The sequence below is a fragment of the Pseudomonas sp. LBUM1668 genome, assembly GCF_059695715.1.
In genome coordinates, this window is the sequence record NZ_CP166787.1 from 4,092,338 (window position 1) to 4,116,919 (window position 24,582).

Below are 24,582 nucleotides of genomic sequence, written 5' to 3' on the forward strand. Positions count from 1 at the left end.
GGTGTAACAGTTGGTTCACCGTGTGCCAGCGGTATCAATCATCAATTCGACTACACAAGGACGTGCATGTAATGAGAGGTTACTCAAGGGTTTGTAACAGTTGGAGAGAGGGCAAATATTGCAGGAACAGGTTTGAAGCAGCAGATGGATATTTCCATGCCAAGCCGTGAAGCCAGAAAACCAGTGAATCCGATCGCCCCCCTCGCCGAATGTCGCGCGAATCACAAGTCCGATTTCAAGAAGACCACTGGAGCAGTTGATATGGAACCACGTGTGACCGAGCTGGAAACCCACCTCAAATATATTCGACGGGACATGGATGAAGTCCGCAGTGACGTCAGAACCATCAAGCATCGCCTGGCCTACTCAGCAGGTGCAACCGCCGTAATAATGGGTCTGCTGGGTTGGGTGGCCAATAGCCGATTCGACCAGCTGGTTACACTGTTGAGCCATTGACCGAATGAAACCTTGCAGGCACCGGCTGGATCAACCCATGCCTGCATTTGCCAGACAGGCTTCAGCCCAAGAGCTCACTTAGCGGGATGAAGACGACGGCGTCTCCTTCGAGCAGAGTGCGACCCTCAAGCACTTCCACCAATCCGTCTGCCCACGCAGCGCTGCGCAGCACACCCGAGCTCTGGTTACGGTAAATAGTCGCCCGCCCCTGCTCAAGACGGCCCCGCAGGTATTCACGCCGATTGCCAGCGACAGGCCAGACAAAGCCTGCTGGCACCGTGAACTTCAAAGGCTCGACGTCCTGCACACCCTGACGTCGCAACAGGTAAGGCCGAGCCAGTAACGCAAACGTGACCAACGTCGAAGCCGGATTGCCGGGCAACCCGATAACCGGCACATCGCGGAAATGGCCGAATGTCAGCGGTTTACCGGGCTTGATCGCCAGTTTCCAAAGGGCCAGTTCCCCTTCTTCTCGCAAGGCGATACCGAGAAAATCAGCTTCACCCACCGAGACGCCACCGGTGGAAAGAATCAGATCAACATCCTGCAACTCACCCAAACGGGCACGGGTGGTGGAAAGATCATCCGGAAGAATACCGGCGTCGATCACTTCGCAACCCAGGCGCTGCAACCAGCTGCACAGCAACACTCGATTGCTGTTGTAGATCTGACCCGGCCCCAGTGGCTGCCCCGGTTCGACCAACTCGTCACCGGTGGAAATCACCGCCACGCGAACCTTGCGCACAACCTTGACGCCGGCACAGCCCAGCGACGCAACCAAGCCCTGCTCTATCGGGCCAAGCCGGGTTCCGGCCGGCAAAATCAACTCGCCGACAGTAGTTTCCTGCCCTTGCGGGCGAATATTCTGTCCAATCTTCATCGGCTGGATGAAGCGCACGCTTCCATCGGCCTGGACCTCGGCGTTTTCCTGCATTTCCACGCAATCGGCACCCGGCGGTACCGGTGCCCCCGTGAAAATCCGCGCACACGTGCCGGGTTTCAGGGTTTGCGGAGATTGTCCGGCGAACACCTTTTGACTGACCGTCATGGCTTCACCCGTCCAGTCGGCCAGGTTCAGGGCATAGCCATCCATGGCACTGCTGGGCCAGGGCGGTAAATCCAGGGTCGAAATGAGGTCCTCGGCCAGCACTCGACCCTCGACCTGCGCCAGCGGCAAATATTCTTGCTCGGCAATCGGCGACGCTTCGGCCATTTCCAGCAGACGCGCCAGCGCAACCTCGACGGGCATCAACGAGCCCGTCTTGCCCGGCTTACCCACGGGATTCACAAGGCGCGGCCTGTTTCAGATGAGGGACGAAATTGCATGGACGGTGGCGCGCGTCCAGTTGCTCACCGAGAATGCCATCCCAACCCGTGCGCACGGCGTTGGTCGAGCCCGGCAGACAGCAGACCAGCGTACCGTTGGCCAGACCGGCCAGCGCACGGGACTGCACGGTAGAGGTGCCGATATCGGCCACCGATATCTGCCGGAACAACTCGCCAAACCCATCCACTTGCTTGTCGAGCAGGCAAGCCACGGCTTCCGGTGTACTGTCGCGGCCGGTGAACCCGGTGCCACCGGTAATCAGTACAACCTGAACAACATCGTCGGCGATCCAGTTGGCGACTTGCGCGCGAATTTTGTAGAGGTCATCTTTAAGCAGGACCCGCGCCGCCAGATTGTGGCCGGCCGCTGCCAGGCGGTCGACAAAGACCTGGCCTGAGGTGTCGGTTTCCAGAGTACGGGTATCACTGACAGTCAGCACCGCGATATTGAGCGGCACGAAAGGTACATCAGCCTTGGCTTTCATAGGCTCGTCCAGTTGTAGGAGAAACGGTGCGGTGTTATATCACAGCGCCCTGTTTTTTCGCCGCCCCTGTGGAGAGCTGCCATGACCTTTGAGACGCAACTGCCGCCCTGCTCCATTCTGCTACTGGCGGGCGGGCGCGGCCAACGCATGGGCGGTCAGGACAAAGGTCTGGTGCAATGGCAGGGCGAACCGTTGATTGCGCATTTGCATCGCAAGACTCGTCCGCTGACCGATGACCTGATCATTTCCTGCAACCGCAATCGCGAGCGTTACGCGCCGCTGGCCGATCAATTGGTGGAGGATGACGAAGGCGACTTTCCAGGACCGTTGGCCGGTATTCGCGCAGGCTTGAAAGCCGCGCGACGTTCGCACTTGTTGGTACTGCCTTGCGATGTCCCGCTTATCGACGATGCGTTGCTGCAAAGCATGCGCGAGTCCGCCAATCAGAATCCTGAAAAACCTTTAATGTTGTGGCATGACGAACATTGGGAACCCCTGTTGTGTGTAATTCCGGTAGCCCTTTCACCGGCATTCGAAAACGCCTGGAACGCTGGTGAACGCAGCCCCGGCCGCGTCATGCGCGGGCTCGGTGCCATGGCGCTGAAATGTCCCGACAACGACCCGCGACTGGCCAACCTCAACACCCCCGAACTGTTAAATGCTCACAACACTGTGTCAGACTGACACTATTCAAGGAACTCTAACGCCTTGTATACGTCTCAAGCTCAGTAACCAAAAGTATTCCCATTCGGAGACACACTCATGACTCAACGGACCCTCGCCACTTTCATGCTCGCACTGGGCCTTGCTACCCTCGCCGGTTGCTCCTCGCCTACAGTGATCACCTTGAATGACGGTCGCGAAATCCAGGCCGTCGACACCCCGAAATACGATGACGATTCGGGCTTCTACGAGTTCCAGCAACTGGACGGCAAAGAAACACGCATCAACAAGGATCAGGTTCGTACCGTTAAAGAGCTGTAAGCTCGACGTCGATCCCGGATACAGAAAAGCCCGCATTGATTGCGGGCTTTTTCATGGGCGCTCGAAAAGTTGCAGCAACCTCACCACTGTAAAGTGATGCGACTTTCGAACTCACGTTCCTCGCCGGTCACCGGATCGATAAAACGCAACCCTTGCGCCAGAAGCTTCAGCGGATGAGCATAGTCATCCTCAACATCCTTCAGTACGTCCGGGTAAAACGGGTCATTGCAGATACTCGCGCCAAGTGCAGTCATGTGTACCCGAAGCTGATGTTTTTTGCCGGTCACCGGGTACAGGCCATAACGCCAAAGGTCGCCGTTCTTTTCCCGAACCTCTACCGCCGTTTCGGTGTTACTGACACCGGGCCCTTCCTGCATACGGAAAAACGGTTCGCCATCGACCAGACGGCTTTTATGCACCAAGGGAAAATCGAGTCCAGGCAATGCCGGGGCAATGGCTTCGTAACGCTTGTCGATCTGTCGCGTTGGGAACAGCGACTGATAGGCGGAACGGGTTTGCGGGTTGGCCGAGAAAATCACCAGCCCCGCCGTATGCCGGTCGATACGGTGCAGGGGCACCAGATGGGGATTGTCCAGACGCCGGATCAGCCTGCGCAGCAAGGTTTGCTCTACGTACTCGCCGGCCGGCGTCACTGGCAGAAAATGCGGCTTGTCAGCCACCACCAGATGCTCATCGGCATAGAGAATCGACTCGACCACCGGGATCGGTTTTTCGTCCGGCACTTCGCGAAAGTAGTGAATGCGCAAGCCTTCCTTGTAGGGCAAATCCAGCGCAATCGGCTGACCGTGAGCATCCAGCACCCGCCCCCGAGCGATCCGGTCCAGCCACTGCTCGCGTCCAATGGCGCTGAAATGCTCGCACAAGCAATCGAGTACAGTCAGCCAGGCGCCGGGCGGCAGATAAAGCGTGCTGGCCTGATTCTGTGCAGCGGAAAACGTTGACGTGGACATATGAAAATTCGAACCCTCAAGGCAGGCCGGCATTATCCAGCACTGAGGGAAACGAACCTAGCGCAGAATCCTCAAGCCGGAATCGATTTGAGCGCCGCCGCGTCGGTAAACTCCTTGAGCCAGCGCAACACGTCGACAGCTTCCCAGCGGCCCGGGTCATACAAGGCGTACATCAGGCCCTGATACCCGACCACGTCCAGTTGCTTGTGATAACCGGCGCGCTGAAACAAGGCTTCGATCTCAGCAAAGCAGGTATTGAAATGCAGCTTGTTGAATGGCGTCTTGCCTTCCGTGACCAGCCCGTCCAGGCGCAATTCGAGAACCGCCTCGCGCACCACGTCAACCGACATCCGGTTCACGCTGTTCTTCAACTGTTCGACATTGACCACGGTTCGTCCCTCTGACCCAATTACTGTATGAACATACAGTAACCGAATAAGCCGGGAAGTGCCAAGGGATGGATTTGTGCCGGCGACCAGCGGGGCGCTGCGGGAAAACAGCTTAACGCAGGAACGCCACCACCTCGTCGGCGCTGAACGGCCAGCCAAGCTCCGCCCCGGTGTCGACTCGCCGCAGCACCGGAATCCGCAGGCTGTAAGCCTCATACCAGGATTCGTCTTCAGTGATGTCTACCAGTTCCACCAGCAGACCGCGTTCGACAAACTCCATCAGCATGGATTCAGCGACTTCACACAGATGACACCCCAGGGTGCCGAACAGCTGACATTCAGGAAGCATGTGCGCTCAACCACAGATTAATCCGCCTATTCTAGGCCGCCACCGAAAACCCGTCGAGCCACCGCCGCCCAAAGGCTTGAGCGCAGCCGCAAAGGCACATGCGCAAAACCCTGATGCAAATCAGCTCGCAAAAAAGCCAATCAGGCGATGCTCCCGGTCTTTTTGCTTCTACGCTTGAGAAGCCAGAGCCTGACCTCGGAGTGTCTAGTGTTTGCCAACCTGTTGATCATCCTCGCCTCGTCCCTCGTGGTGATTGCACTTTTTCGCCACCTGCGGCTGCCACCGGTCTTGGGTTATCTGTGCGTGGGATTGCTGGTCGGACCCAATGCATTCGATTGGGTCAATGAAAGTGAACATCTGCCCGACGTGGCGGAACTGGGCGTGGTGTTCCTGCTGTTTTCCCTCGGCCTCGAGTTTTCCCTGTCAAAGATGATCGCCCTGCGCCAAGTGGTGTTTCGCCTTGGCAGTCAGCAAGTGTTGATCAGCACGGCCGTGCTGGGCCTGTTATTGATGCTGTTGGGCATGCCGATAACGCCAGCATTGCTGCTCGGTGCCGGGCTTGCGTTGTCCTCTACGGCGATCGTCACCAAGGAATTGGGCAGCCTCGGTGAGGTGTTCAGCAGCCACGGTCAGAATGCGGTCGGCGTCCTGCTGTTTCAGGATGTGGTTGCGGTATTGCTGCTGACCCTGGTGCCGGTGTTCGCCGGCAGCAGCGAGCAGGCCTGGTACTGGGCATTGCCGCTGACGCTGGCGAAAACCGTGGTGTTGTTTGTCGGTCTGCTACTGGCCAGTCGTTGGTTGCTGCCCCGACTGTTCCATGAAGTCGCGGCCTCACGCTCGGCAGAATTATTTGTGCTGTTGGCGCTGGTGATTGTGCTGCTTACCGCGTGGCTGACTCACTTGCTCGGTCTGTCGCCCGCGCTGGGTGCTTTTCTGGCCGGCATGTTACTGGGTGAAAGCCATTACCGGCATCAGATCGAGGCCGATATCCGGCCCTTCCGCGACATACTGCTCGGGGTGTTTTTTGTCAGCATCGGCATGCTGATCGACCTGCAATTGTTCGTCAGCGATGGCCTGCTGATCCTCGGCCTGACTGTCGGCTTGATGATTATCAAAGGCATCGTTGTGGCGTTGCTGGTGAAGTGGCGCGGCAGTGACAGTGAAACCGCATGGCGCAGTGGTCTGGCGTTAGCTCAGGGAGGCGAATTCTGCTTCGCGCTGATGGCGCAGATGCAACAGAACAGCATGCTGCCCGAAAAGCTTGGCGCCTTGCTGCTTGCAGCGACTTTCTGCTCGATGCTGCTGACCCCCATCCTGTTACGCGCAGCCCCACGCATCGCCACGGCCCTGCACCGCAAACCCAATGAGGAAGCACAGATCGAGCACATCAGCGCGCTCAACGCCGGCCTCGACCAGCATGTGGTGATTTGCGGGTACGGACGGGTTGGTCAATCCATCGGCCGCTTCATGCGTAACGCAAAACAGCCTTACATCGCTTTGGACAATGACCCTGTGCGGGTACAGGAAGCTGCCACCGAAGAAAGTGACGTGCATTACGGTGACTCATCACGCGGTGATTTGCTCATCGCCGTCGGCCTGTTGCGCGCAAAACTGCTGGTGATTGCTGTGGATCAAACCGACGTTGCCCTGCACATTCTCAGGGAGGCACGCCGCCTCAATGATCAGATACCGATCCTGGTACGCACCCGCGACGACAGCCAATTGGCCGAACTCAAAGCCGCCGGCGCTACTGAAGTAGTGCCGGAGCTGTTGGAATCAAGCCTGATGCTCGGCTCTCACGCCTTGATCATGCTCGGCTTGTCGGCGCGCCAGGTACAAGAGAAAGCCGATCAAGTGCGAAGAGACCGCTATCGCCTGCTGCACGGCTTTTATTCCGGAGCCAATGATGAAGAAACCTAATCCTGGCTCACCGCGCCGATCTTGTGCACGGACAGATCGGCACCGTAATACTCTTGTTCCTGACTCAGGCGCAGCCCATGCAGCGCCTTGATCACGCCGTACACGGCAAAACCGCCGATCAACGCCACCGCCACGCCGAGCGCGGTGCCGATCATCTGGCTGATCAGGCTGACGCCGCCAAGCCCGCCGAGCGCGGTCTGGCCGAAAACCCCGCAGGCAATCCCGCCCCACACGCCGCAGAAACCGTGCAGCGGCCACACGCCCAGCACATCGTCAATGCGCCACTTGACCTGCGCCGCCGTAAAGCACCAGACAAACAGCGCGCCGGCGATGGCTCCGGTCACCAGAGCTCCGACCGGATGCATCAGATCGGATCCCGCGCAGATCGCCACCAATCCGGCCAGAGGGCCGTTATGCAAAAAGCCTGGGTCATTGCGTCCGACGATCAATGCCGCCATGGTGCCGCCGACCATCGCCATCAACGAGTTGACCGCCACCAGGCCGCTGACGCCTTGCAAGGTCTGCGCGCTCATCACGTTGAAGCCGAACCAGCCGACAATCAGAATCCACGAGCCCAATGCCAGAAACGGAATGCTCGATGGCGCGAAGGCCACCAGTCGTCCGTCTCGATAACGCCCATTGCGCGGACCCAGCAACAGTACCGCCGCCAGCGCCAGCCAACCGCCCATGGCGTGCACCACCACGGAACCGGCAAAATCATGAAACGCCGCACCGAACTGAGTGGTCAGCCAGGCTTGCAGGCCATAGTTGCCGTTCCAGATCATCCCTTCGAAAAACGGATAGATGAACGCAACGATCAGCGCCGTGGCGCACAACTGCGGCACGAAGCGCGCGCGTTCGGCAATGCCCCCGGAGATAATCGCCGGGATCGCCGCAGCGAAGGTCAGCAGGAAGAAAAACTTCACCAATCCATAGCCATGATCAGCACTAAGCACTGCTGCCGGCTGCATGAAGGTCACGCCGTAAGAGATCCAGTAACCTATAAAGAAATAGGCCAGGGTCGAGACAGCGAAATCGCTGAGGATTTTCGACAGCGCGTTGACCTGGTTTTTCTGGCGCACCGTACCGACTTCCAGAAAGGCGAAGCCAGCATGCATCGCCAGCACCATCACCGCACCAATCAGGATGAACAACGTATTGGAGCTGTGAACCAATGTTTCCACAGCGCTTTGCAGATTTTCCATAAAGAGGCAGACCTGAAAGATAAAAAGGCACCAAAGCAGTTCATGCACACATTTCTTGCACCAAGTTGCGCCCACAAAGTCATGAACCCGAAGGTCCGATGAACCGATTTGGCGCACAAGATCGATGTGCTGGCACGAACCGCTATTATCCGCGTCAGGCTTTTGCGGCCTGTACGCCCGGCAACAGCGCACGACTGACGAACGACGCACCACGACACAGCAAAAGTTGTACCAGTCATTTGTACTGAACCTTCGCGCAAGGCTCATACTCGAACGTTTCAGAAGCCACTTATACGGAGATCCACCCATGGCCAGCATCAAGGCAAAGACTGCTCAAGACATCCTGATGAACGACTTCCAGACACTGGTCGCCGACACCGAGCGGTTGCTCGAGCACACCGCCACTCTGGCCGGTGATCAGGCCGATGAGCTGCGTGCACAGATCCACGACAGCCTGCTGCGTGCACGCGAAACCCTGAAGCTGACCGAAGACACCCTGCGCGAACGCGGCCAGGCAGCGGTTACCGCCACCGAAGATTACGTGTCGGCCAATCCATGGCAGTCCGTTGGCATCGCTGCCGGTGTGGGCTTTTTGATCGGCCTGCTAGCTACTCGGCGCTGATTATGTCGATCGGTGAATCCGGCCCGGCTGCGGGCACCTCATCCTCTACGCGGCGTCTGGGCGCCGCTGTCCTTGGCTTGTTGCACAGTCATGTCGAGTTGTTCGGCATCGAACTGCAGGAACAGAAAGCACGCACGGTCAGCCTGTTGCTGTTCGCAGGTTTGGCATTGGTGTTTGCCTTGTTGTTGCTGGTCGGCTTGTCGACGCTGGTGCTGATCTTGTTCTGGGACACGTACCGCCTGCCTGCGATCATCGGCCTATGCGTTTTCTATACCCTTGCGGCAGCCTTTTGCGGGTTGCGCCTCAAGGCTGCGGTGTTCGATGAATCCTCACCCTTCCATGGCACGCTCGAAGAGCTGGCCAACGACCGGGAGCGCCTGCTGCCATGAGCCTGCCTGAACTTCCACATAACAGCTCACGTCGGGAAATGCGCAAGGCACTCATTCGCCTGCGCATGGAAATGCATCGGCAGGAAATCCGCCATGAGGCCGGGCAAGTGCTGCAACCTTTGCAGCGCATGCGTGGCATGTCGCAAAACCTGCAAGGCGGATTCGGGATCAAACATGCGCCGTTATGGGGTGTTGCCGCGGTCACGCTGTTGGGTTTCATCACCGGCAAAGGCGCGAAAAGCGGCGGTGTCGGTGGCCTTACCCGACTGATTCGCCTCGGTACCAGCCTAGGGCCACTGGTCAGACTGGTCATGCAGAGTTCTGGCAAGCGCTGAACTGACGTATCTGGCTACATTCTTGCAATGTCGGCGGGATTAACCTCTTTACCTGGAGGTTCAATCCCGCGTGCCTACCCGGTCGGCGGGTTCACTCAGAACAACAACGACTAAGGAGGCCTCGTGATCGACGGGCAACCGCTCGCCTGCTTTCAACCCTTCATCGATACCGCCACCGGACGTATTGCAGGCGTCGAAGCACTTGGCCGCCTGCGCCAGGCTGATGGACAACTGACATCGGTCGGGCCGTTGTTCGCCGATCCGCGTACGCCGGCCATTGCCCTGCGTCGCCTCGACCGACAGATCCGCGACAACGCTTTGAGCCGTCTGCACGAAGCACCGGCAGACTGGTTTCTCAGCCTGAACATGTCGCCCCACTGGATCAGCCGTCTACGCCCCGACCAAGCGCTGCCCAGCCTCAAACAAATGGCGCGACACAATGTCGATCCGCAACGCATCGTGTTCGAGATCACCGAACTTGGCGGCAACAGCCAACGTCTGGCCGAAGTGGTTGGCCGTTATCGCAAGGCGGGGGCGCGAATCGCCATCGACGATTTTGGCGCCGGTCACTCGCAGCTCGACCGGGTGCTGGCCCTGCAACCGGACATTCTCAAACTCGACATGCGCCTGTTTCAGGCAGCCGCTTTAGGCGGGCCAAGCAGCGACGTGGTCAAGGCGCTGGCGCAGATGGCCGAGAAGACGGGTTGCTGGATCATTGCCGAGGGCGTCGAGACCGAGGCTCAGCTGAATTTCGCCCTGGAATGCGGATCGCGTTACGTGCAGGGTTTTCTGTTCGCGCGGGCGCAAGAGGCGTTCTTTGCCACCGACGCGTTTGTGCAACGTTTTGCCGAACTGCGCCAGCGTTACGTTCAGCAGAAGCTCGCCGAGCGAGGACGACTGATGCAGATGCGCCACCAACTCAGCGAATTGATGGCGATCCTGCAGAACTGGGCACACGCTCGTGCGCCACTCAGCGCATTACCGCAACTGGACGCTTTCCCATGGCTGCTGCGGTTCTACCAATGTGATCGTCACGGCACGCAACTGACCCCCAATCTGGAATGGCGCCATAACGGCTGGGTCTCCGACGACCGCTATCTGGGGCACAACTGGTCGTGGCGCCCGTACTTCTACCATTTGCTCGCCGAAGGCTGGGAGGAGCGGCGCCTGACCCTGTCCAACACCTACCGCGATGCCACCAGCAACCAGTATTGCCTGACGGCCGGGCAATTTTTCGACAATGGTGAGCGGTTGCTGTTGATCGACATTGATGCGGCGGGACTGTAGTTGCACTTGCAGGCGCAGACCTGAACCCGGAAGCTAGGGCAATTCATCCATCAGACGGAGAGAATCAGCCTTGGATTGGCAAACCCTGCTCAACCGCGAACGTCTCGGAAAGCCGCTGCACAGTCCGCAAGAACTTGGCCGCAGCCCTTTTCACAAAGATCATGACCGCATCATTTTTTCTGGCGCCTTCCGCCGCCTGGGCCGTAAAACCCAGGTGCACCCGGTTACCAGTAACGATCACATTCACACTCGCCTGACCCACTCGCTGGAAGTCAGTTGTGTGGGCCGCTCGCTGGGTATGCGCGTCGGCGAAACACTGCGCAGTGCGCTGCCGCAATGGTGCGATCCGAGTGATCTGGGCATGGTCGTGCAATCGGCCTGCCTGGCTCATGACATCGGCAACCCGCCGTTCGGCCATTCCGGTGAAGACGCGATTCGCCACTGGTTTCAACAGGCGGCCGGGCGCGGCTGGCTGGATGGCATGAGCGAAGCCGAGCGCGGTGACTTCCTCAATTTCGAAGGCAATGCCCAGGGTTTCCGCGTGCTCACTCAGCTTGAGTACCATCAGTTTGACGGCGGCACGCGCCTGACTTACGCCACCCTCGGCACTTATCTGAAATACCCGTGGACGGCCCGACACGCGGACTCCCTCGGCTACAAGAAACACAAGTTCGGCTGCTATCAGAGCGAGCTGCCGCTGCTGGAGCAGATTGCTCACAAGCTTGGCCTGCCACAACTCGAAGATCAACGCTGGGCGCGCCATCCGTTGGTGTACCTGATGGAAGCCGCCGATGACATCTGCTATGCGCTGATCGATCTCGAAGACGGCCTTGAGATGGAGCTGCTGGAGTACGCCGAAGTCGAGTCGCTGCTGCTTGGACTGGTGGGCGATGACCTGCCGGAAACCTATCGTCAGCTTGGTCCGCAGGATTCGCGGCGGCGCAAACTGGCGATCCTGCGCGGCAAGGCCATCGAACATCTGACCAATGCCGCGGCGCGGGCCTTCGTCGAGCAACAGGACGCGTTACTGGCCGGCACGCTGCACGGCGATCTGGTCGAGCACATGCATGGTCCGGCCAAACGCTGCGTGTTGAACGCCAAGGACATTGCCCGCAAGAAGATCTTTCAGGACAAACGCAAGACGCTGCACGAAATCGGCGCCTACACGACGCTGGAGATCCTGCTCAACTCGTTTTGCGGCGCCGCACTGGAACAACACAATGGACGCACCCCGTCGTTCAAGAGCCGGCGCATCCTCGATCTGCTGGGCAACAACGCGCCTGATCCGCAAGGTTCGTTGCACACGTCATTTTTGCGCATGATTGATTTCATCGCCGGCATGACCGACGGCTACGCCAGCGACATGGCGCTGGAAATGACCGGTCGCTCCAGTCACTGACCTCGCCCCGTTCAGCCGGCCAGCAACCCGGGCCGGCTGAATGCAAGGCGCTCACCCTGCGCGATGCCATTATCAATGGCAAACTCTTGTCGATTCATGACGCAATGTAACCACTAAAAACAACCGGCCAACCCGCCAGATCTCACCAGACTTAAACACTATTGAAAGCCAATTACAGCCGGCACTTGCAAAACAAAAAAGGCGAACTATAAGCCAATACGTTTCTTGCACTTCCTTACGCTCGACCTAGTTCAGCTGTAGTCTTTTTCCTTATTAAATGTAGGAATTATCCGATAACACAACTGAAGTCATGTCAGCTCATGCGAGCGCTCATTCATCTGAGCTAAGGTGCGCGCTTTATTCGTGCTTGTATGGGATTTGATTATGAACTCCGCTTTTATTGTCGATGATCACCCGGTCATTCGTCTTGCCGTACGCATGCTGCTGGAACATGAAGGTTATAAGGTCGTCGGTGAGACCGATAACGGGGTTGATGCCATGCAGATGGTGCGCGAGTGCATGCCTGACCTGATCATTCTCGACATCAGCATTCCAAAGCTCGACGGACTGGAGGTGCTGGCCCGATTCAACGCCATGAGTTCACCTTTGAAAACCCTGGTGCTGACCGCTCAATGTCCGACCTTGTTCGGCATTCGCTGCATGCAATCCGGCGCCTCCGGGTATGTATGCAAACAGGAGGATTTGAGCGAACTGGTCAGCGCGATAAAAGCCGTACTTTCCGGCTACAACTATTTCCCCAGTCAGGCGTTGAATCCGGTTCGCAGTGACGATATTCGTTATACGGAACTGGAACTCTTCAAGTCCGTCAATGATCGCGAATTGATGGTTTTGCAATTGTTTGCCCAAGGTCGCACCAACAAGGAAATAGCCAAGGGGATGTTTCTTAGCAATAAAACCGTCAGCACTTACAAAAAACGTTTGATGCGAAAACTCAAAGCCAAATCCCTTGTAGAACTTATCGAGATGGCCAAACGCAACGCACTCGTGTGAGACCCCGCATGCACAGCCGTTTAAAGGACTATCTAATTGCGTTGAGTGCAGGGCTTTTCCTGAGCGCCAACGTGTTCGCCATGCAGGGCGGCTCACCGGACTACACCTTGCTCAGCCGGTCGGCAAACGAGTCGATGCCGGTAGCGTTTGAGCAGTCTCAACGACAGTGGCTGCAAACCCGCAGCGAGCTGCTACTGGGCACTTCCGCGCCGAACTATCCGCCTTTCGACATGACTGTCAGTGGCCAGGACTACGAAGGTCTGACCGCCGACTATGCAGGGATTATTGGCGAGGCCACCGGGATGCCGATCCGGATCAAACGCTTTCCCTCCCGGGAGGCCGCGATTCGCGCGCTGGTCGATGGTCAAATCGACCTGCTCGGTACGGCCAACGGCTATGAAGCCGGCAACGCCAACCTTGCGCTGTCCGAACCGTATGCCAATGATCAGCCGGTGCTCGTCACCCGCGAGGACGAAAGCCGCACATTGACCGAAGGCCTGGCAGGATTGCGCCTGAGCATGGTGTATCACTACCTGCCGCTGCATGAGGTCAAGGCGCTGTACCCCAAAGCCCTTATTACCTGCTACCCCTCCTACCAGAATGCAATCAACGCCGTCGCGTTCGACCAGGCCGATGTATTTCTCGGCGATACCATTTCCACGCACTACATGATCAACAAGGGCTACCTCAACAACGTACGCATGGCCAATTTCGGCAAGCAGGAAGCCCACGGTTTCAGCTTCGCCGTACGCCGCAACAATCCGCAGTTGTTGAGTATCATCGACACCGTGCTCAAAGCGGTGCCGCGTAGCGAGCGTGAAAATATCGCCAAACGCTGGAGCGCCGGCAGCGATCTGCTGCTCACCGACAAGAAGCTGCAACTGACCCAACGCGAAGAAGCATGGCGCAACCGGCATCCTGTCGTCAGTGTGGTCGTGAATGAGGCCTATGCGCCGCTGACCTTCTTCGACGGCGACGGCAATTTTCGCGGGATCAGCGCCGACCTTCTCGAACTGATCCGCCTGCGCACCGGTCTGCGTTTCGAGATCCGGCGCAGTCGTAGCGACGCGGAGATGATCCAGCAGATAGACAGCCATCAGGCCGACCTTATTGCCGCCCTCCTTCCGACTGCCGAACGGGAAAAAACCCTGAACTTCAGTCGACCCTATCTGGAAAACTCCTATGTCCTGCTGACGCGCAAGAGCGCCGACAGTCCGACCAATCTGGGCCAGCTCAAGGGCAAGCAACTGGCGATCGCCAAAGGCAATCCGATGGTCGAGTACTTGCGAAGCGAGTATCCGCGTATTCAACTGGTTGAGACGGCGGATACCTTCAGCGCTGTCTCCCTGCTGGCCGAAGGTCACGTCGACGGCGCGGTCAATTCACTGGTGATCGCCAACTACTTCATCTCCTCGCAAATCTTCGAACGAGCGTTGCAAATCACCACCACCATCGGCACCGGGCAGGCTGCGTTTTCTCTGGTAACCGCGCGTGACAACCCGGAACTGAATTCGATCATCAACAAAGCATTACTGAGCATTTCCCCCGAAGAACTGGGCGTAATCAATGGCCGCTGGCGTGGTTACTCCACGGCTTCGCAAAATATCTGGCGCAACTACCAGCGGCTGTTCTATCAAGTAATCATCGGCGCCTGCCTGCTCCTGCTGCTGTTGCTGGCGTGGAACGCCTACATGCGCCACCAGATCAAACAACGCCAGGCGGCGGAGCGGGCCCTGAGCGACCAGTTCGAATTCATGCGCTCGCTGGTCAACGGCACACCACATCCGATCTACGTTCGCGACCGCCAGGGGTTACTGCAAAGCTGCAACGACAGTTACCTCGAAACGTTCAATGCCAAGCGCGAGGACGTCATTGGCAAAAGCGTCATGCAGGGTACCGTGAGCAACGCTTTTGAGGCTCAAGCCTTCCACGCCGATTACCAGCGCGTCGTCGCTGAAGGCATTCCGCTGTTGCTCGACCGGCCGCTGCACATCGGCAACCGACGTCTGACGATCTATCACTGGATAATTCCCTATCGCGATTCCAGTGGTGACGTGAAAGGCATCATTGGCGGCTGGATCGACATCAGCGAACGCCGTCAGCTGTTCGAAGACCTGCGGGCAGCCAAAGAGCAGGCGGATGAGGCCAACCGCGCCAAAAGCACATTCCTCGCAACCATGAGCCATGAGATCCGTACGCCAATGAATGCCGTGATCGGCATGCTCGAACTGACCCTCAGGCGCATGGACCAACAGCATCCGGATCGCTCCTCGATAGACACCGCCTACCATTCGGCCAAGGATCTGCTGGGGCTGATCGGCGACATTCTCGACATCGCCCGGATTGAATCCGGGCGTCTGAGCCTGTGCCCGGAACGGGTCAACCTGGTCGATACGGTGACGTCTGTCGGAAGAATCTTCGACGGCCTCGCCCGACAAAAGAACCTCGCACTGCAAGTCATCTTCAACCCGCCGGATCTGGCAGTCGATGTGCATCTGGACCCCCTGCGCTTCAAGCAGGTGCTGTCGAATCTGGTCAGCAATGCCATCAAGTTCACTGAGCACGGACACATCAGGATCACCCTTGACCTCATGAGCACGGACGTGCCTGCGCCTGCGTTGATGCAACTGACGGTACAGGACAGCGGCGTCGGTATCAGTGCGGAGGATCAGCAGCGATTGTTCGAACCCTTCGCACAGGCGCAGAACAGCCATCAACTGGCCCGCAGCGGTGCAGGCCTGGGGCTGGTCATCAGCCGCAACCTCTGCGAAATGATGGGCGGCCAACTGCAACTGAGCAGCCAGCCCGGCATCGGTACTCAGGTCTGCGTTTCCCTGCCGCTGGAAACTTTTCCGGCGCAGGTGAGCACCGCCAGGAGCGAACCCTCGATCAAGACCTCACAGACACCCTTGCGCGTGTTGGTGGTGGATGACCACCCGGCAAATCGCTTGTTGATGTGTCAGCAGCTGGAGTTCCTCGGTCATCACTTCAGCATCGCCGAGAACGGCCGCAGCGGCTTTGAGCTGTGGAAGGATGGCGGCTTCGACCTGGTGATCGTCGACTGCAACATGCCTTTGATGAACGGCTATGACATGACCCGCGCCATTCGCCAGCACGAGCTGCAGAACCGCTGCCCGCCCTGCACGGTGCTGGGCTTCACCGCCAACGCGCAACCCGAGGAAGTACAACGCTGCAAACAGGCCGGCATGGATGACTGCCTGTTCAAACCCTTGAGCCTGAGTCAGCTCGGCCAGTGGGTCGACGGCATCACCCCGTTATCACCGACACCGGCATTCAATTTGCAAAGTCTGAACATGTTGACCGGTGGCAGCCCCGTACAGGCTCGGCGTCTGCTGGTGGAACTGCTCAAAAGCAGCCGTCTCGATCGTCAGGAGTTACTCACGCTGGCGCTGGAACATGATCGCGACGCGCTGGCGGTGGTCGCCCACAAAATCAAAGGCGCCGCGCGTATTGCCCAGGCATCGCGCGTGATCGAATGCTGCGATGCCCTCGAACAAGCCTGCGCGCAGGCATTGGCAAAAGAGGAGATTGGCCGTCGTTGCGAGGCGAGCAATCAGGCAATGCTCGAACTGGAGCAAGCTCTGCAGCAACAACTGGTTTTGTCCGATCAAGGCGCAATGAGCTTGCCTTAACTATGCTTAGGCGCTGAGCAGTGAGTCAAACGTCATGGAGAACCGGAAATGCCCAGCCCACTGCGCCCGGAACAACGCCGTTTCCCGCTGCACGTGCACATCAGCGTCATGTTCACGTTTCTCCTGCTGCTCACCGGCGTGGTACTGGGGTTGTTCAATTATCGCCAGACCACGCACATCATTCTGTCGAGCAGCGAGAAGCTGTTCAACCGGATCGAACAGGACGTGCGCCTGGACATATCCGCCACCTATCAGCCGATCCGGCACCTGCTGAGCCTGCTGGCGGACTACCCTGCCACTCAAGCGTTGAACCTTGAACAACGCTTGCCGCTGCTCAAGCCGTTCAGCCAGTCGCTCACGGACAACCCGAGTCTGGCTTCGCTCTATATGGGTTATGCCAATGGCGATTTCTTCATGGTGCGTCCGCTACGCACCGCAGCCCTGAAATCGCTGTTCAACGCTCCCGACGCCGCCGCTTACCAGGTCTGGAGCATTGAGCATGACTTGCAGGGTAAAGCGCGCTCGCAATCGCTGTTCTTTGATCAAACGCTGACTCAGCTCAGCCGCAAGGACAATCCCGTAGACTCATACGACCCGCGCAGCCGAGCGTGGTTCGTCAATGCCCGCCAGCAAACCGAACAGATCACCACCGAGCCCTACGTATTTTTTTCAACCCGCAATGTCGGCACCACGCTGGCCCGACGCAGCGGTGAAAACGCGGTAATCGGGGCCGACCTGACATTGGCCGCGCTGTCTGCCACCCTGACCAAACATGTGGTGACGCCGTCTACCGAAATTGCCTTGTTCGATGCCAAGGGCAACGCCGTGGCCTACCCCGACAGCAGCCGTCTGATCGTCGATGACAGTACCGCGCACCTGGTAAAAGCAGCCGACCTGAGCCCGACTTTGCACGCGCTGCTGTCCGATGCCCCCACCGCCAATCGCCTTGAGGCCGATGGCCGGCAATGGATCGTAGCCCGCAGCAGCATTCAGGAAGGCGGGCCGCAAGGTTTGCAACTGGCCCTGCTGGTGCCGGAAGACGAACTGCTGGTCGATGCCTATCGCATGCGCTGGCAAGGCGCGTTGATCACCCTGGCTACGCTGCTGATGTGCCTGCCACTGGGTTGGCTGATCTCACGAATTCTGGTCAAACCGCTGCATGCGCTGGTCAAGGAAGCCGATGCAATCCGCAGTTTCGATTTCAATTTTCCCCTGACTCGACGCTCACCGGTGCTGGAAGTCGACCAACTGAGCGTGTCGATGGCGCGAATGAAAGACACTCTGGCGAGCTTCTTCCGCATCACCGATACCCTGGGCGCCGAAACGCGCTTTGCCCCGCTGCTGCAACGTGTGCTGTTTGAAACGGTGCAAATCGCCCAGGCTCAGGCCGGGCTGATTTATCTGCGTGAAAACGACAGCAGTCGCATGGAGCCTTACGGACTGATCATCGACGGCGCACCGCAGTTGTTGGAGGCGTTCGATATTCAGGGTCACGACTTGCAGAAAAACAGCGGTCCGGCGTGGTTCGAAGAATTGGTCAGCGCCAATAATGTGGTGAGCAATTTCGGTGTCGATCAGGCTGGTGACCTGCAGCGAATCCTGCTGGCAATGGCCTCGCCCCGCGTTCATCTGATCGGCATCCGCCTGCACAACCGCCACAACGAAACCATTGGCTTGCTGATCCTGCTGGTCAACGACAGCGGCACGCCGGCCGACATGGAAAAACTGCGGCCCGACCGCATCGCCTTCTTGCAAGCGGTGTCCGGCGCCGCTGCAGTGAGTATCGAGAGCCAGCGTCTGCAGGACAGACAGAAGCAATTGCTTGATGCGTTCATTCATCTGCTCGCCGGCGCCATCGACGCCAAGAGCCCCTATACCGGCGGGCATTGCCAGCGGGTGCCAGAGTTGACCCTGATGCTCGCCCAGGCTGCAGCGGCGAGCACAGCGCCCCCCTTCAGCGCCTATCAACCCACCGAGGATGAATGGGAAGCCTTGCACATTGCCGCGTGGTTGCACGATTGCGGCAAGGTCACGACGCCGGAATACGTGGTCGACAAGGCCACCAAACTGGAAACCATCAACGACCGGATCCACGAGATTCGCACCCGTTTCGAAGTGCTCAAGCGTGATGCCTGGATCAGTTACTGGCAGGCGCGGGCCCTGGGCGGCGACGAACCATCACTGGCTGAACTGCGCGATACCAACCTGTCGGCACTGGACGAAGACTTCGCCTTTATCGCTCGCTGCAATCTGGGCAGTGAGGCGATGGCCGAGGCCGATCTGCAACGCCTCGACAAGCTTTCCCGTCTCACCTGGATGCGCACACTGGATGACCGTCTGGGCGTTTCATGGGAGGAAAACAAGCGTCAGGCACGCACGCCTGCACCGACTTTGCCGGTCAGCGAAAAACTGCTGGCGGACAAACCCGAGCATTTGCTTGAACGCAACGAAAACGAGCTGATTCCCGAAGACAACCCGTGGGGATTCAAACTGGAGGTGCCGCGTTACAAATACAATCGCGGCGAGCTGTACAACCTGAGCATTGCCCGGGGCACGCTGACCCGCGAAGAGCGCTACATCATCAATCACCACATGGTGCAGACGATCATGATGCTCAGCCACCTGCCCTTCCCCAGCCACCTGGACAGCGTTGCCGAAATCGCCGGCGGCCATCACGAAAAAATGGACGGCAGTGGCTACCCGAAACGTCTGAAACGCGAAGAAATGAGCCTGCCGGCACGGATGATGGCAATTGCCGATATCTTCGAGGCGCTGACCGCAGCCGATCGCCCGTACAAAAAGGCCAAGTCGTTAAGCGAAGCGCTGGGAATCATGGCGACCATGAGCCGCGAGGCACACATTGATGCGCAGCTGTTTGGTCTGTTCATCAACGAAGGCGTGTACCTGCAGTACGCCGAGCGTTTTCTCGACCCACAGCAGATTGATGCCGTGGACCCGGCCAGCCTGTTGCACAAGGCTGGCCTCGACGCATGATCAGCAGTCGGTCAGGCGCAGGAAAATCGCCGCCAGTTGCTCAATGCCAGCCTGATCGTGCACACCAAAACGGGCGAGCTTGGGGCTGTCGAGATCGAGCACGCCGATCAGGCGACCGTCCTTGACCAGAGGCACCACCAGTTCACTTTCCGACGCACTGTCGCAGGCGATGTGGCCGGGAAACGCATGAACGTCTTCAACCCGCTGCGTCTGCAGAGTGGCCGCAGCAGCGCCGCACACACCGCGACCAAACGGAATGCGCACGCAAGCGATCTGCCCCTGGAACGGCCCCAGCACCAGCTCTTCGTTGCGATTAAGGTAGAAGCCGGCCCAGTTCAAATCGTCGAGCTGGTTGAACAGGAACGCCGAAAACTGCGCGGCGTTGGCGATAAAGTCGCGTTCGTCCGCCAGCAGCGATTCCAGTTGTGCGGCCAACATGCCATAGCCTTCGAGGCCCTGGCCGCTCTGTTGCAAATCAATCATGCCTTGTGCTCCAACAATTTCAGTCCCACCCAGTATCGGGCGAATTGGTACGCGCAACGTCCGTTGCGATTGCCGCGGCCGGTGGCCCAGCGCACGGCGAGAATCTCCAGCTCTTCGTCGCGTTGCCAGCTCAAACCGGCCTTGGCAGCCAACTGGCCGATCCAGTGCTCGACGACGTTCAGGAAGTGTTCTTGCGTAAACGGGTAAAACGACAGCCACAGACCAAACCGGTCCGACAGCGCGATCTTGTCCTCCACCGCTTCGCTGGGGTGCAGCTCGCCGTCGACGCGCTTCCAGTTCTCATTGTCGCTTTCCTTCTCCGGCACCAGGTGGCGACGGTTGGAGGTGGCGTAAAGCAGGACGTTGTCCGGCGCCTGCTCCAACGAACCGTCGAGCACGCTCTTGAGGACGCGGTAATCGCCTTCGCCGGATTCGAACGACAGGTCATCGCAGAACAACACGAAACGTTGTGGCAGTTTGCCGATCTGCTCGACCACCCGTGGCAAGTCGGCCAGATGGTCGCGCTCGATCTCGATCAGGCGCAGGCCCGCCTCGGCGTGTTCCGCGAGCAATGCGCGCACCAGCGAGGATTTGCCGGTGCCACGCGAGCCCCAGAGCAAGGCATGGTTGGCCGGCATGCCATCGAGAAATTGCCGGGTGTTGCGCCCCAGCTGCTCCAGTTGACGGTCGACGCCGATCAGATCGGACAGACGCATGTCGAGGCTGACTTCCAGCGGCAGCAGGTACCCGCTGCGTCCGTCACGCTGCCAGCGCGCGGCCAGGCAGGTGCCCCAGTCAATCACCGGGCGCGTTGCCGGCAACAAGGGTTCGATCCGCGCCAGAACCGACTCGGCGCGTTCAAGAAAAGCATTTAATCGGGAATCCACGTCTTTTCCTCGGGCACGTTCACAGTGATGATGGCGATCCAGCGACGACACGCAGATAAAATTCCCGCTCCGTGCCTTGTTACAAGGCGATTCGGGAACCTCGGTATCGATGCATGATCGACTATGCTTGAGCAGCGAAGGGAAACGAAAGTGGTTCAACACCCCATGGATATCAAATTCACCCACCGGCTGTCGTACAAGCAAGCCAGGCTTACCGTGCTGGTCGGGTTCATTCTGGGCACGCTGCTCAGCCTGCTGCAAATCGGTATCGATTATGCCAGCGAAGACGCCTCCATCAATCGTGAAATCCTGTCTTTGCTGGAAATCAGCCACAACCCGGCATCACGCATCGCTTACAACATCGATGCCGAACTGGCCCAGGAACTCACGTTGGGGCTGTTGCGCTCACCGGCAATCATTTCTGCGCAACTGACCGACAACAACAATACGGTGCTCGCCAGCGTCAAACGCCCGGAGCTGCAAAGCGGCTATCGGGTCATCAGTGATTATCTGTTCGGCGCCAAGCGCCAGTTCGAAGATCGCCTGTATCTGGATCATCTGCCCAACGAATCGCTGGGGACCCTGAAGCTTGAAGTCGACACCTATGCATTCGGCAGCCGCTTCCTGCGCCGGGCGGAGGTGACTCTGCTCAATGGCTTCGCCCGCAGCCTGCTCCTGACCGGCATCCTCCTGGCGCTGTTCTATGTGATGCTGACCAAACCACTGGTGCGGGTGATCCGTGAACTCAGCGGGCGTGATCCGCGCAGTGCGGAACCTACAACCCTGGAATGCCCGAGCGGGCACGCCAACGATGAAATCGGCGTGCTGGTCAAAGTCGCCAATCAGCAATTCGAGAACATCGCCACCGAGATCCAGCAGCGACGCAATGCCGAAAACCGTCTGACCGATTACCTCGGTCAACTGGAAAACATCGTCTCGGCACGCACCGTCGAGCTCAAGACGATCAATGCCCGGCTCAGTCAGTCCAACGAAGAACTCGAAGTCGCCCGCAGCACTGCACTGGAAATGGCCGAAGCCCGCTCGGCGTTCCTTGCCAACATGAGCCATGAGATCCGTACGCCGCTCAATGGCCTGCTGGGGATGATCGCCCTGTCACTCGACGGACCGTTGAATGCCGAACAGCAGCAACAGCTGTCGATCGCCCACGACTCCGGCAAGGTGCTGGTGGAATTGCTCAACGATATTCTCGATTTGTCGAAGTTCGATGCCGGGCAACTCGAGCTTGAACACATTCCGTTCGATCTCGGCTCACTGATCGAGGACACCGCCAACCTGCTGTCGCAAAACGCGGCGCCCAGCGTCGAGCTGACTTGCCTGATTGATCCGCACTTTCCGGCGCTGGTGCTGGGCGATCCGACAAGGGTTCGGCAGATCGTCAGCAACCTGCTGTCCAACGCGCTGAAATTCACCCGTTTCGGTCGGGTCGATGTGCGTTTGTCGGCTTACCAGGAGGGTGTGCGTATAGAGGTTTGCGACACCGGTATCGGCATCGCGCAGGAAGCCCAGATGCGAATCTTCCAGCCGTTCACCCAGGCAGGCGCCGGTATCACCCGCCAATACGGCGGCACGGGGCTGGGACTGGCGCTCACTTACAACCTCTGCGAAGCGATGCAGGGACGCTTGACCATCAGTTCAGAGATCGGCTTCGGCAGCCAGTTTTGCGCCGATTTGCCCCTGCCGTGCCATACCCGCGCGCTGGCCCCGCCGCCCTTGCATGGCAAAATTCTCGCCATTACCGCGGCCAGCAGTGGTCTGGCGGAGTTGCTGAAGAATCTGTTGCCGGTGTGGGGCCTGACGTACGAACAACGCACCATCGACGACTCGCTGCTGGGTGTTATGCCCGACGTGGTGATCACCGATTGCCCGGAGTGCCTGTTCGGGCTGCGTCCGACACTTGTCGCGCCAATCCTGCTGGTGACCGCCTACGGCAGTTTCCTGCCCAGTGAGGAGGCGGCAGCCCTCGCCCCGTTGCAACAACAAGCACGGCCTCTGGCGCGCAATGCGCTCTACCAGAATCTGCGGCGCACCCTGCAACCTGAAGTCGCCACCCTCAACAATGCACAGCTCGAAACGTCGACACTGGTCGAACGCGCGAAGGTGTTGCTGGTCGAGGACAACCCGGTCAATCAACTGGTGGCAAAAGGCATGCTCGGCAAACTCGGTTGCGATGTCATCGTCGCCGCACATGGCGCCGAAGCACTGGATCAATTGGAGTACCACGAGTTCGACCTGGTGCTGATGGACTGCAACATGCCAGTAATGGACGGCTACGAAGCCAGCCGACAGATACGTCAGAGCGGACGCTGGCCAAACCTGCCGATCGTTGCGCTGACCGCCAACGCCATGTCCGAGGAACGCGAGCGCTGTCGGGCTGCCGGCATGAGCGACTATCTGGCCAAACCGTTTCGCCGTGAAGAATTGGCGGCGCTGCTGGATGAGTGGATCCCGACTAGGACAGCGCCTTGATCTGCACGAGCAGTTGATCAAGACCGTTACGCAGTTCGTTGAGCCGGTCCAGGTCCACCCCGCTGTCGCAAAGCAATCGGGCCTTGAGCGGCCCGACCTGGTCACGCAGCGCTTGCCCTTGCGGCGTCAGGCTCAGATGCACTTCGCGCTCATCGCGCGCCGAGCGCTGGCGCTGCACCAGTTGTAACTGCTCCAGACGCTTGAGCAGCGGCGTCAGCGTGCCGGAATCCAGCGCCAGACGCTCGCCCAAGGCCTTGACCGTCGGTTGCTCCGGCGCGGCTTGCTGCCATTCCCACAACACCAGCATCGCCAGATATTGCGGATACGTGAGGCCGAGCTGATCGAGCATCGGCTTGTAACCACGAATCACTGCCCGGGACGCGGCGTACAACTTGAAGCACAACTGACTGTCGAGCTTCAGCGAATCAACGGACAGGCTGTTCATTTGAGCAGGGCTTCGATCTCGCGGCTCAGGTCCTGCGGCTTGGTCGCCGGGGCGAAGCGCTTGACCAACTGGCCATCCTTGCCGATCAGAAACTTGGTGAAGTTCCACTTGATGCCTTGGGAACCGAGTACGCCCGGGGCACGTTTCTTCAATTGCACAAACAGCGGATGGGCGTCAGCGCCGTTGACTTCGATCTTTTTGAACAGGGGGAAACTCACACCAAAATTCAGTTCGCAGAACTCGCTGATCGCGCCCTCATTGCCCGGCTCTTGTTTGCCGAACTGATTGCACGGAAAGCCCAACACCACCAGACCTTGATCCTTGTAGGTCTGCCACAGCTCTTCAAGGCCTTTGTATTGCGGGGTGAAACCGCACTTGCTGGCAGTGTTGACCACCAGCACGGCTTTGCCGGCGTAATCGGCCAGGGTTTTCTGCTCACCTTTGATGGTGGTGCACGGGATATTCAGCAGGTTGTCGCTCATGTGACGGTCTCCGCAGATAGTCG

General features: G+C 58.8%; 23 protein-coding genes. 13 read left to right on the forward strand and 10 right to left on the reverse strand.

Annotation, left to right across the window (positions count from 1 at the left end; genetic code table 11):
- Window positions 1-156: 156 nt before the first annotated feature.
- On the forward strand, window positions 157-456 hold the full coding sequence (locus ACA061_RS18405) for a hypothetical protein (protein WP_497301956.1): 300 nt from the start codon (window positions 157-159) through the stop codon (window positions 454-456).
- A gap of 61 nt (window positions 457-517) precedes the next feature.
- Here ACA061_RS18405 and ACA061_RS18410 read toward each other — a convergent pair whose 3' ends face one another.
- Together ACA061_RS18410 and moaB are read right to left on the reverse strand one after the other, a co-directional pair.
- Window positions 518-1,744, reverse strand: coding sequence for a molybdopterin molybdotransferase MoeA (locus tag ACA061_RS18410; RefSeq protein WP_497299806.1), 1,227 nt, complete (start codon window positions 1,742-1,744; stop codon window positions 518-520).
- Window positions 1,728-2,267 (reverse strand): molybdenum cofactor biosynthesis protein B, encoded by a 540-nt coding sequence (gene moaB / locus ACA061_RS18415; RefSeq protein WP_150593175.1) that lies wholly within the window; start codon window positions 2,265-2,267, stop codon window positions 1,728-1,730. The genes ACA061_RS18410 and moaB overlap by 17 nt, the downstream gene beginning before the upstream one ends.
- 81 nt (window positions 2,268-2,348) lie before the next feature.
- On the opposite strand from moaB, the gene mobA reads away from it, so the two are divergent.
- Window positions 2,349-2,951 (forward strand): molybdenum cofactor guanylyltransferase MobA, encoded by a 603-nt coding sequence (gene mobA / locus ACA061_RS18420; protein WP_150615916.1) that lies wholly within the window; start codon window positions 2,349-2,351, stop codon window positions 2,949-2,951.
- A gap of 78 nt (window positions 2,952-3,029) precedes the next feature.
- Complete coding sequence (locus ACA061_RS18425; protein ID WP_016770600.1) at window positions 3,030-3,251, forward strand: YgdI/YgdR family lipoprotein; 222 nt, start codon at window positions 3,030-3,032, stop codon at window positions 3,249-3,251.
- An 80-nt stretch (window positions 3,252-3,331) separates the two neighbouring features.
- Here ACA061_RS18425 and ACA061_RS18430 read toward each other — a convergent pair whose 3' ends face one another.
- The 3 genes from ACA061_RS18430 to ACA061_RS18440 form a co-directional block, all read right to left on the reverse strand.
- Window positions 3,332-4,222: a pseudouridine synthase gene (locus tag ACA061_RS18430; protein ID WP_150615917.1), complete on the reverse strand. Its 891-nt coding sequence runs from the start codon at window positions 4,220-4,222 to the stop codon at window positions 3,332-3,334.
- A gap of 71 nt (window positions 4,223-4,293) precedes the next feature.
- Window positions 4,294-4,611, reverse strand: a complete 318-nt coding sequence (locus ACA061_RS18435) for a transcriptional regulator (RefSeq protein WP_042560239.1) — start codon at window positions 4,609-4,611, stop codon at window positions 4,294-4,296.
- A gap of 112 nt (window positions 4,612-4,723) precedes the next feature.
- Window positions 4,724-4,960, reverse strand: a complete 237-nt coding sequence (locus ACA061_RS18440; RefSeq protein ID WP_150615918.1) for a glutaredoxin family protein — start codon at window positions 4,958-4,960, stop codon at window positions 4,724-4,726.
- 207 nt (window positions 4,961-5,167) lie between these two features.
- On the opposite strand from ACA061_RS18440, the gene ACA061_RS18445 reads away from it, so the two are divergent.
- Window positions 5,168-6,880, forward strand: coding sequence for a cation:proton antiporter (locus ACA061_RS18445; RefSeq protein ID WP_210553942.1), 1,713 nt, complete (start codon window positions 5,168-5,170; stop codon window positions 6,878-6,880).
- On the opposite strand, the gene ACA061_RS18450 is transcribed toward ACA061_RS18445, so the two are convergent.
- Window positions 6,877-8,085 carry an ammonium transporter gene (locus tag ACA061_RS18450; RefSeq protein ID WP_497299809.1) on the reverse strand — a complete coding sequence of 403 codons (1,209 nt, stop codon included), beginning with the start codon at window positions 8,083-8,085 and terminating at the stop codon, window positions 6,877-6,879. The two genes, ACA061_RS18445 and ACA061_RS18450, sit on opposite strands and share 4 nt — an antisense overlap.
- A 307-nt stretch (window positions 8,086-8,392) precedes the next feature.
- Here ACA061_RS18450 and ACA061_RS18455 point away from each other — a divergent pair, with 307 nt between their 5' ends.
- The 8 genes from ACA061_RS18455 to ACA061_RS18490 all read left to right on the forward strand — a co-directional run bounded on the left by ACA061_RS18455 (window position 8,393) and on the right by ACA061_RS18490 (window position 19,775).
- Window positions 8,393-8,707, forward strand: coding sequence for an ElaB/YgaM/YqjD family protein (locus ACA061_RS18455; protein ID WP_042560243.1), 315 nt, complete (start codon window positions 8,393-8,395; stop codon window positions 8,705-8,707).
- A gap of 2 nt (window positions 8,708-8,709) precedes the next feature.
- Window positions 8,710-9,096 carry a phage holin family protein gene (locus tag ACA061_RS18460; RefSeq protein WP_150603369.1) on the forward strand — a complete coding sequence of 129 codons (387 nt, stop codon included), beginning with the start codon at window positions 8,710-8,712 and terminating at the stop codon, window positions 9,094-9,096.
- Complete coding sequence (locus tag ACA061_RS18465; RefSeq protein WP_497299811.1) at window positions 9,093-9,431, forward strand: hypothetical protein; 339 nt, start codon at window positions 9,093-9,095, stop codon at window positions 9,429-9,431. Before ACA061_RS18460 ends, ACA061_RS18465 begins: the two co-directional genes overlap by 4 nt.
- Before the next feature lie 123 nt (window positions 9,432-9,554).
- Window positions 9,555-10,718, forward strand: a complete 1,164-nt coding sequence (locus tag ACA061_RS18470; protein ID WP_210553944.1) for an EAL domain-containing protein — start codon at window positions 9,555-9,557, stop codon at window positions 10,716-10,718.
- Between the two features lie 70 nt (window positions 10,719-10,788).
- The gene (locus ACA061_RS18475; RefSeq protein WP_042560247.1) at window positions 10,789-12,117 is read left to right on the forward strand and encodes a deoxyguanosinetriphosphate triphosphohydrolase; all 1,329 of its coding nucleotides are present in this window, start codon (window positions 10,789-10,791) and stop codon (window positions 12,115-12,117) included.
- A gap of 384 nt (window positions 12,118-12,501) precedes the next feature.
- Window positions 12,502-13,128, forward strand: coding sequence for a response regulator (locus ACA061_RS18480; RefSeq protein WP_497301958.1), 627 nt, complete (start codon window positions 12,502-12,504; stop codon window positions 13,126-13,128).
- An 8-nt stretch (window positions 13,129-13,136) separates the two neighbouring features.
- Window positions 13,137-16,781 carry a transporter substrate-binding domain-containing protein gene (locus ACA061_RS18485; RefSeq protein WP_497299812.1) on the forward strand — a complete coding sequence of 1,215 codons (3,645 nt, stop codon included), beginning with the start codon at window positions 13,137-13,139 and terminating at the stop codon, window positions 16,779-16,781.
- Window positions 16,782-16,829: 48 nt separating this feature from the next.
- Complete coding sequence (locus tag ACA061_RS18490; RefSeq protein WP_497299813.1) at window positions 16,830-19,775, forward strand: HD domain-containing phosphohydrolase; 2,946 nt, start codon at window positions 16,830-16,832, stop codon at window positions 19,773-19,775.
- Here the strand turns inward: ACA061_RS18490 and ACA061_RS18495 are convergent, their stop codons facing one another.
- Both ACA061_RS18495 and ACA061_RS18500 read right to left on the reverse strand, forming a co-directional pair.
- Entirely contained in the window at window positions 19,776-20,258 is a 483-nt protein-coding gene (locus ACA061_RS18495) for a GAF domain-containing protein (RefSeq protein WP_042560251.1), read from the reverse strand.
- Window positions 20,255-21,145, reverse strand: a complete 891-nt coding sequence (locus tag ACA061_RS18500) for an ATP-binding protein (protein WP_150593165.1) — start codon at window positions 21,143-21,145, stop codon at window positions 20,255-20,257. Before ACA061_RS18500 ends, ACA061_RS18495 begins: the two co-directional genes overlap by 4 nt.
- A gap of 165 nt (window positions 21,146-21,310) precedes the next feature.
- Between ACA061_RS18500 and ACA061_RS18505 the strand changes: the two genes are divergently transcribed.
- On the forward strand, window positions 21,311-23,632 hold the full coding sequence (locus ACA061_RS18505) for a hybrid sensor histidine kinase/response regulator (protein WP_497299814.1): 2,322 nt from the start codon (window positions 21,311-21,313) through the stop codon (window positions 23,630-23,632).
- Here the strand turns inward: ACA061_RS18505 and ACA061_RS18510 are convergent.
- Together ACA061_RS18510 and ACA061_RS18515 are read right to left on the reverse strand one after the other, a co-directional pair.
- A complete protein-coding gene (locus tag ACA061_RS18510; RefSeq protein ID WP_150615925.1) occupies window positions 23,616-24,077 on the reverse strand; it encodes a MarR family winged helix-turn-helix transcriptional regulator in 462 nt (153 codons plus the stop codon). The genes ACA061_RS18505 and ACA061_RS18510 overlap by 17 nt on opposite strands.
- Window positions 24,074-24,559 (reverse strand): glutathione peroxidase, encoded by a 486-nt coding sequence (locus ACA061_RS18515; RefSeq protein ID WP_150603361.1) that lies wholly within the window; start codon window positions 24,557-24,559, stop codon window positions 24,074-24,076. The genes ACA061_RS18510 and ACA061_RS18515 overlap by 4 nt, the downstream gene beginning before the upstream one ends.
- Window positions 24,560-24,582: the final 23 nt, after the last annotated feature.

What these genes read in the sequence shown, in the direction of transcription:
- ACA061_RS18405 (WP_497301956.1), top strand. Translation starts at nt 157, where the DNA reads ATGCCAAGCCGTGAAGCCAGAAAACCAGTGAATCCGATCGCCCCCCTC.
- moaB (WP_150593175.1), bottom strand. Translation starts at nt 2,267, where the DNA reads ATGAAAGCCAAGGCTGATGTACCTTTCGTGCCGCTCAATATCGCGGTG.
- mobA (WP_150615916.1), top strand. Translation starts at nt 2,349, where the DNA reads ATGACCTTTGAGACGCAACTGCCGCCCTGCTCCATTCTGCTACTGGCG.
- ACA061_RS18425 (WP_016770600.1), top strand. Translation starts at nt 3,030, where the DNA reads ATGACTCAACGGACCCTCGCCACTTTCATGCTCGCACTGGGCCTTGCT.
- ACA061_RS18430 (WP_150615917.1), bottom strand. Translation starts at nt 4,222, where the DNA reads ATGTCCACGTCAACGTTTTCCGCTGCACAGAATCAGGCCAGCACGCTT.
- ACA061_RS18440 (WP_150615918.1), bottom strand. Translation starts at nt 4,960, where the DNA reads ATGCTTCCTGAATGTCAGCTGTTCGGCACCCTGGGGTGTCATCTGTGT.
- ACA061_RS18450 (WP_497299809.1), bottom strand. Translation starts at nt 8,085, where the DNA reads ATGGAAAATCTGCAAAGCGCTGTGGAAACATTGGTTCACAGCTCCAAT.
- ACA061_RS18455 (WP_042560243.1), top strand. Translation starts at nt 8,393, where the DNA reads ATGGCCAGCATCAAGGCAAAGACTGCTCAAGACATCCTGATGAACGAC.
- ACA061_RS18460 (WP_150603369.1), top strand. Translation starts at nt 8,710, where the DNA reads ATGTCGATCGGTGAATCCGGCCCGGCTGCGGGCACCTCATCCTCTACG.
- ACA061_RS18465 (WP_497299811.1), top strand. Translation starts at nt 9,093, where the DNA reads ATGAGCCTGCCTGAACTTCCACATAACAGCTCACGTCGGGAAATGCGC.
- ACA061_RS18480 (WP_497301958.1), top strand. Translation starts at nt 12,502, where the DNA reads ATGAACTCCGCTTTTATTGTCGATGATCACCCGGTCATTCGTCTTGCC.
- ACA061_RS18485 (WP_497299812.1), top strand. Translation starts at nt 13,137, where the DNA reads ATGCACAGCCGTTTAAAGGACTATCTAATTGCGTTGAGTGCAGGGCTT.
- ACA061_RS18490 (WP_497299813.1), top strand. Translation starts at nt 16,830, where the DNA reads ATGCCCAGCCCACTGCGCCCGGAACAACGCCGTTTCCCGCTGCACGTG.
- ACA061_RS18495 (WP_042560251.1), bottom strand. Translation starts at nt 20,258, where the DNA reads ATGATTGATTTGCAACAGAGCGGCCAGGGCCTCGAAGGCTATGGCATG.
- ACA061_RS18505 (WP_497299814.1), top strand. Translation starts at nt 21,311, where the DNA reads ATGGATATCAAATTCACCCACCGGCTGTCGTACAAGCAAGCCAGGCTT.
- ACA061_RS18510 (WP_150615925.1), bottom strand. Translation starts at nt 24,077, where the DNA reads ATGAACAGCCTGTCCGTTGATTCGCTGAAGCTCGACAGTCAGTTGTGC.
- ACA061_RS18515 (WP_150603361.1), bottom strand. Translation starts at nt 24,559, where the DNA reads ATGAGCGACAACCTGCTGAATATCCCGTGCACCACCATCAAAGGTGAG.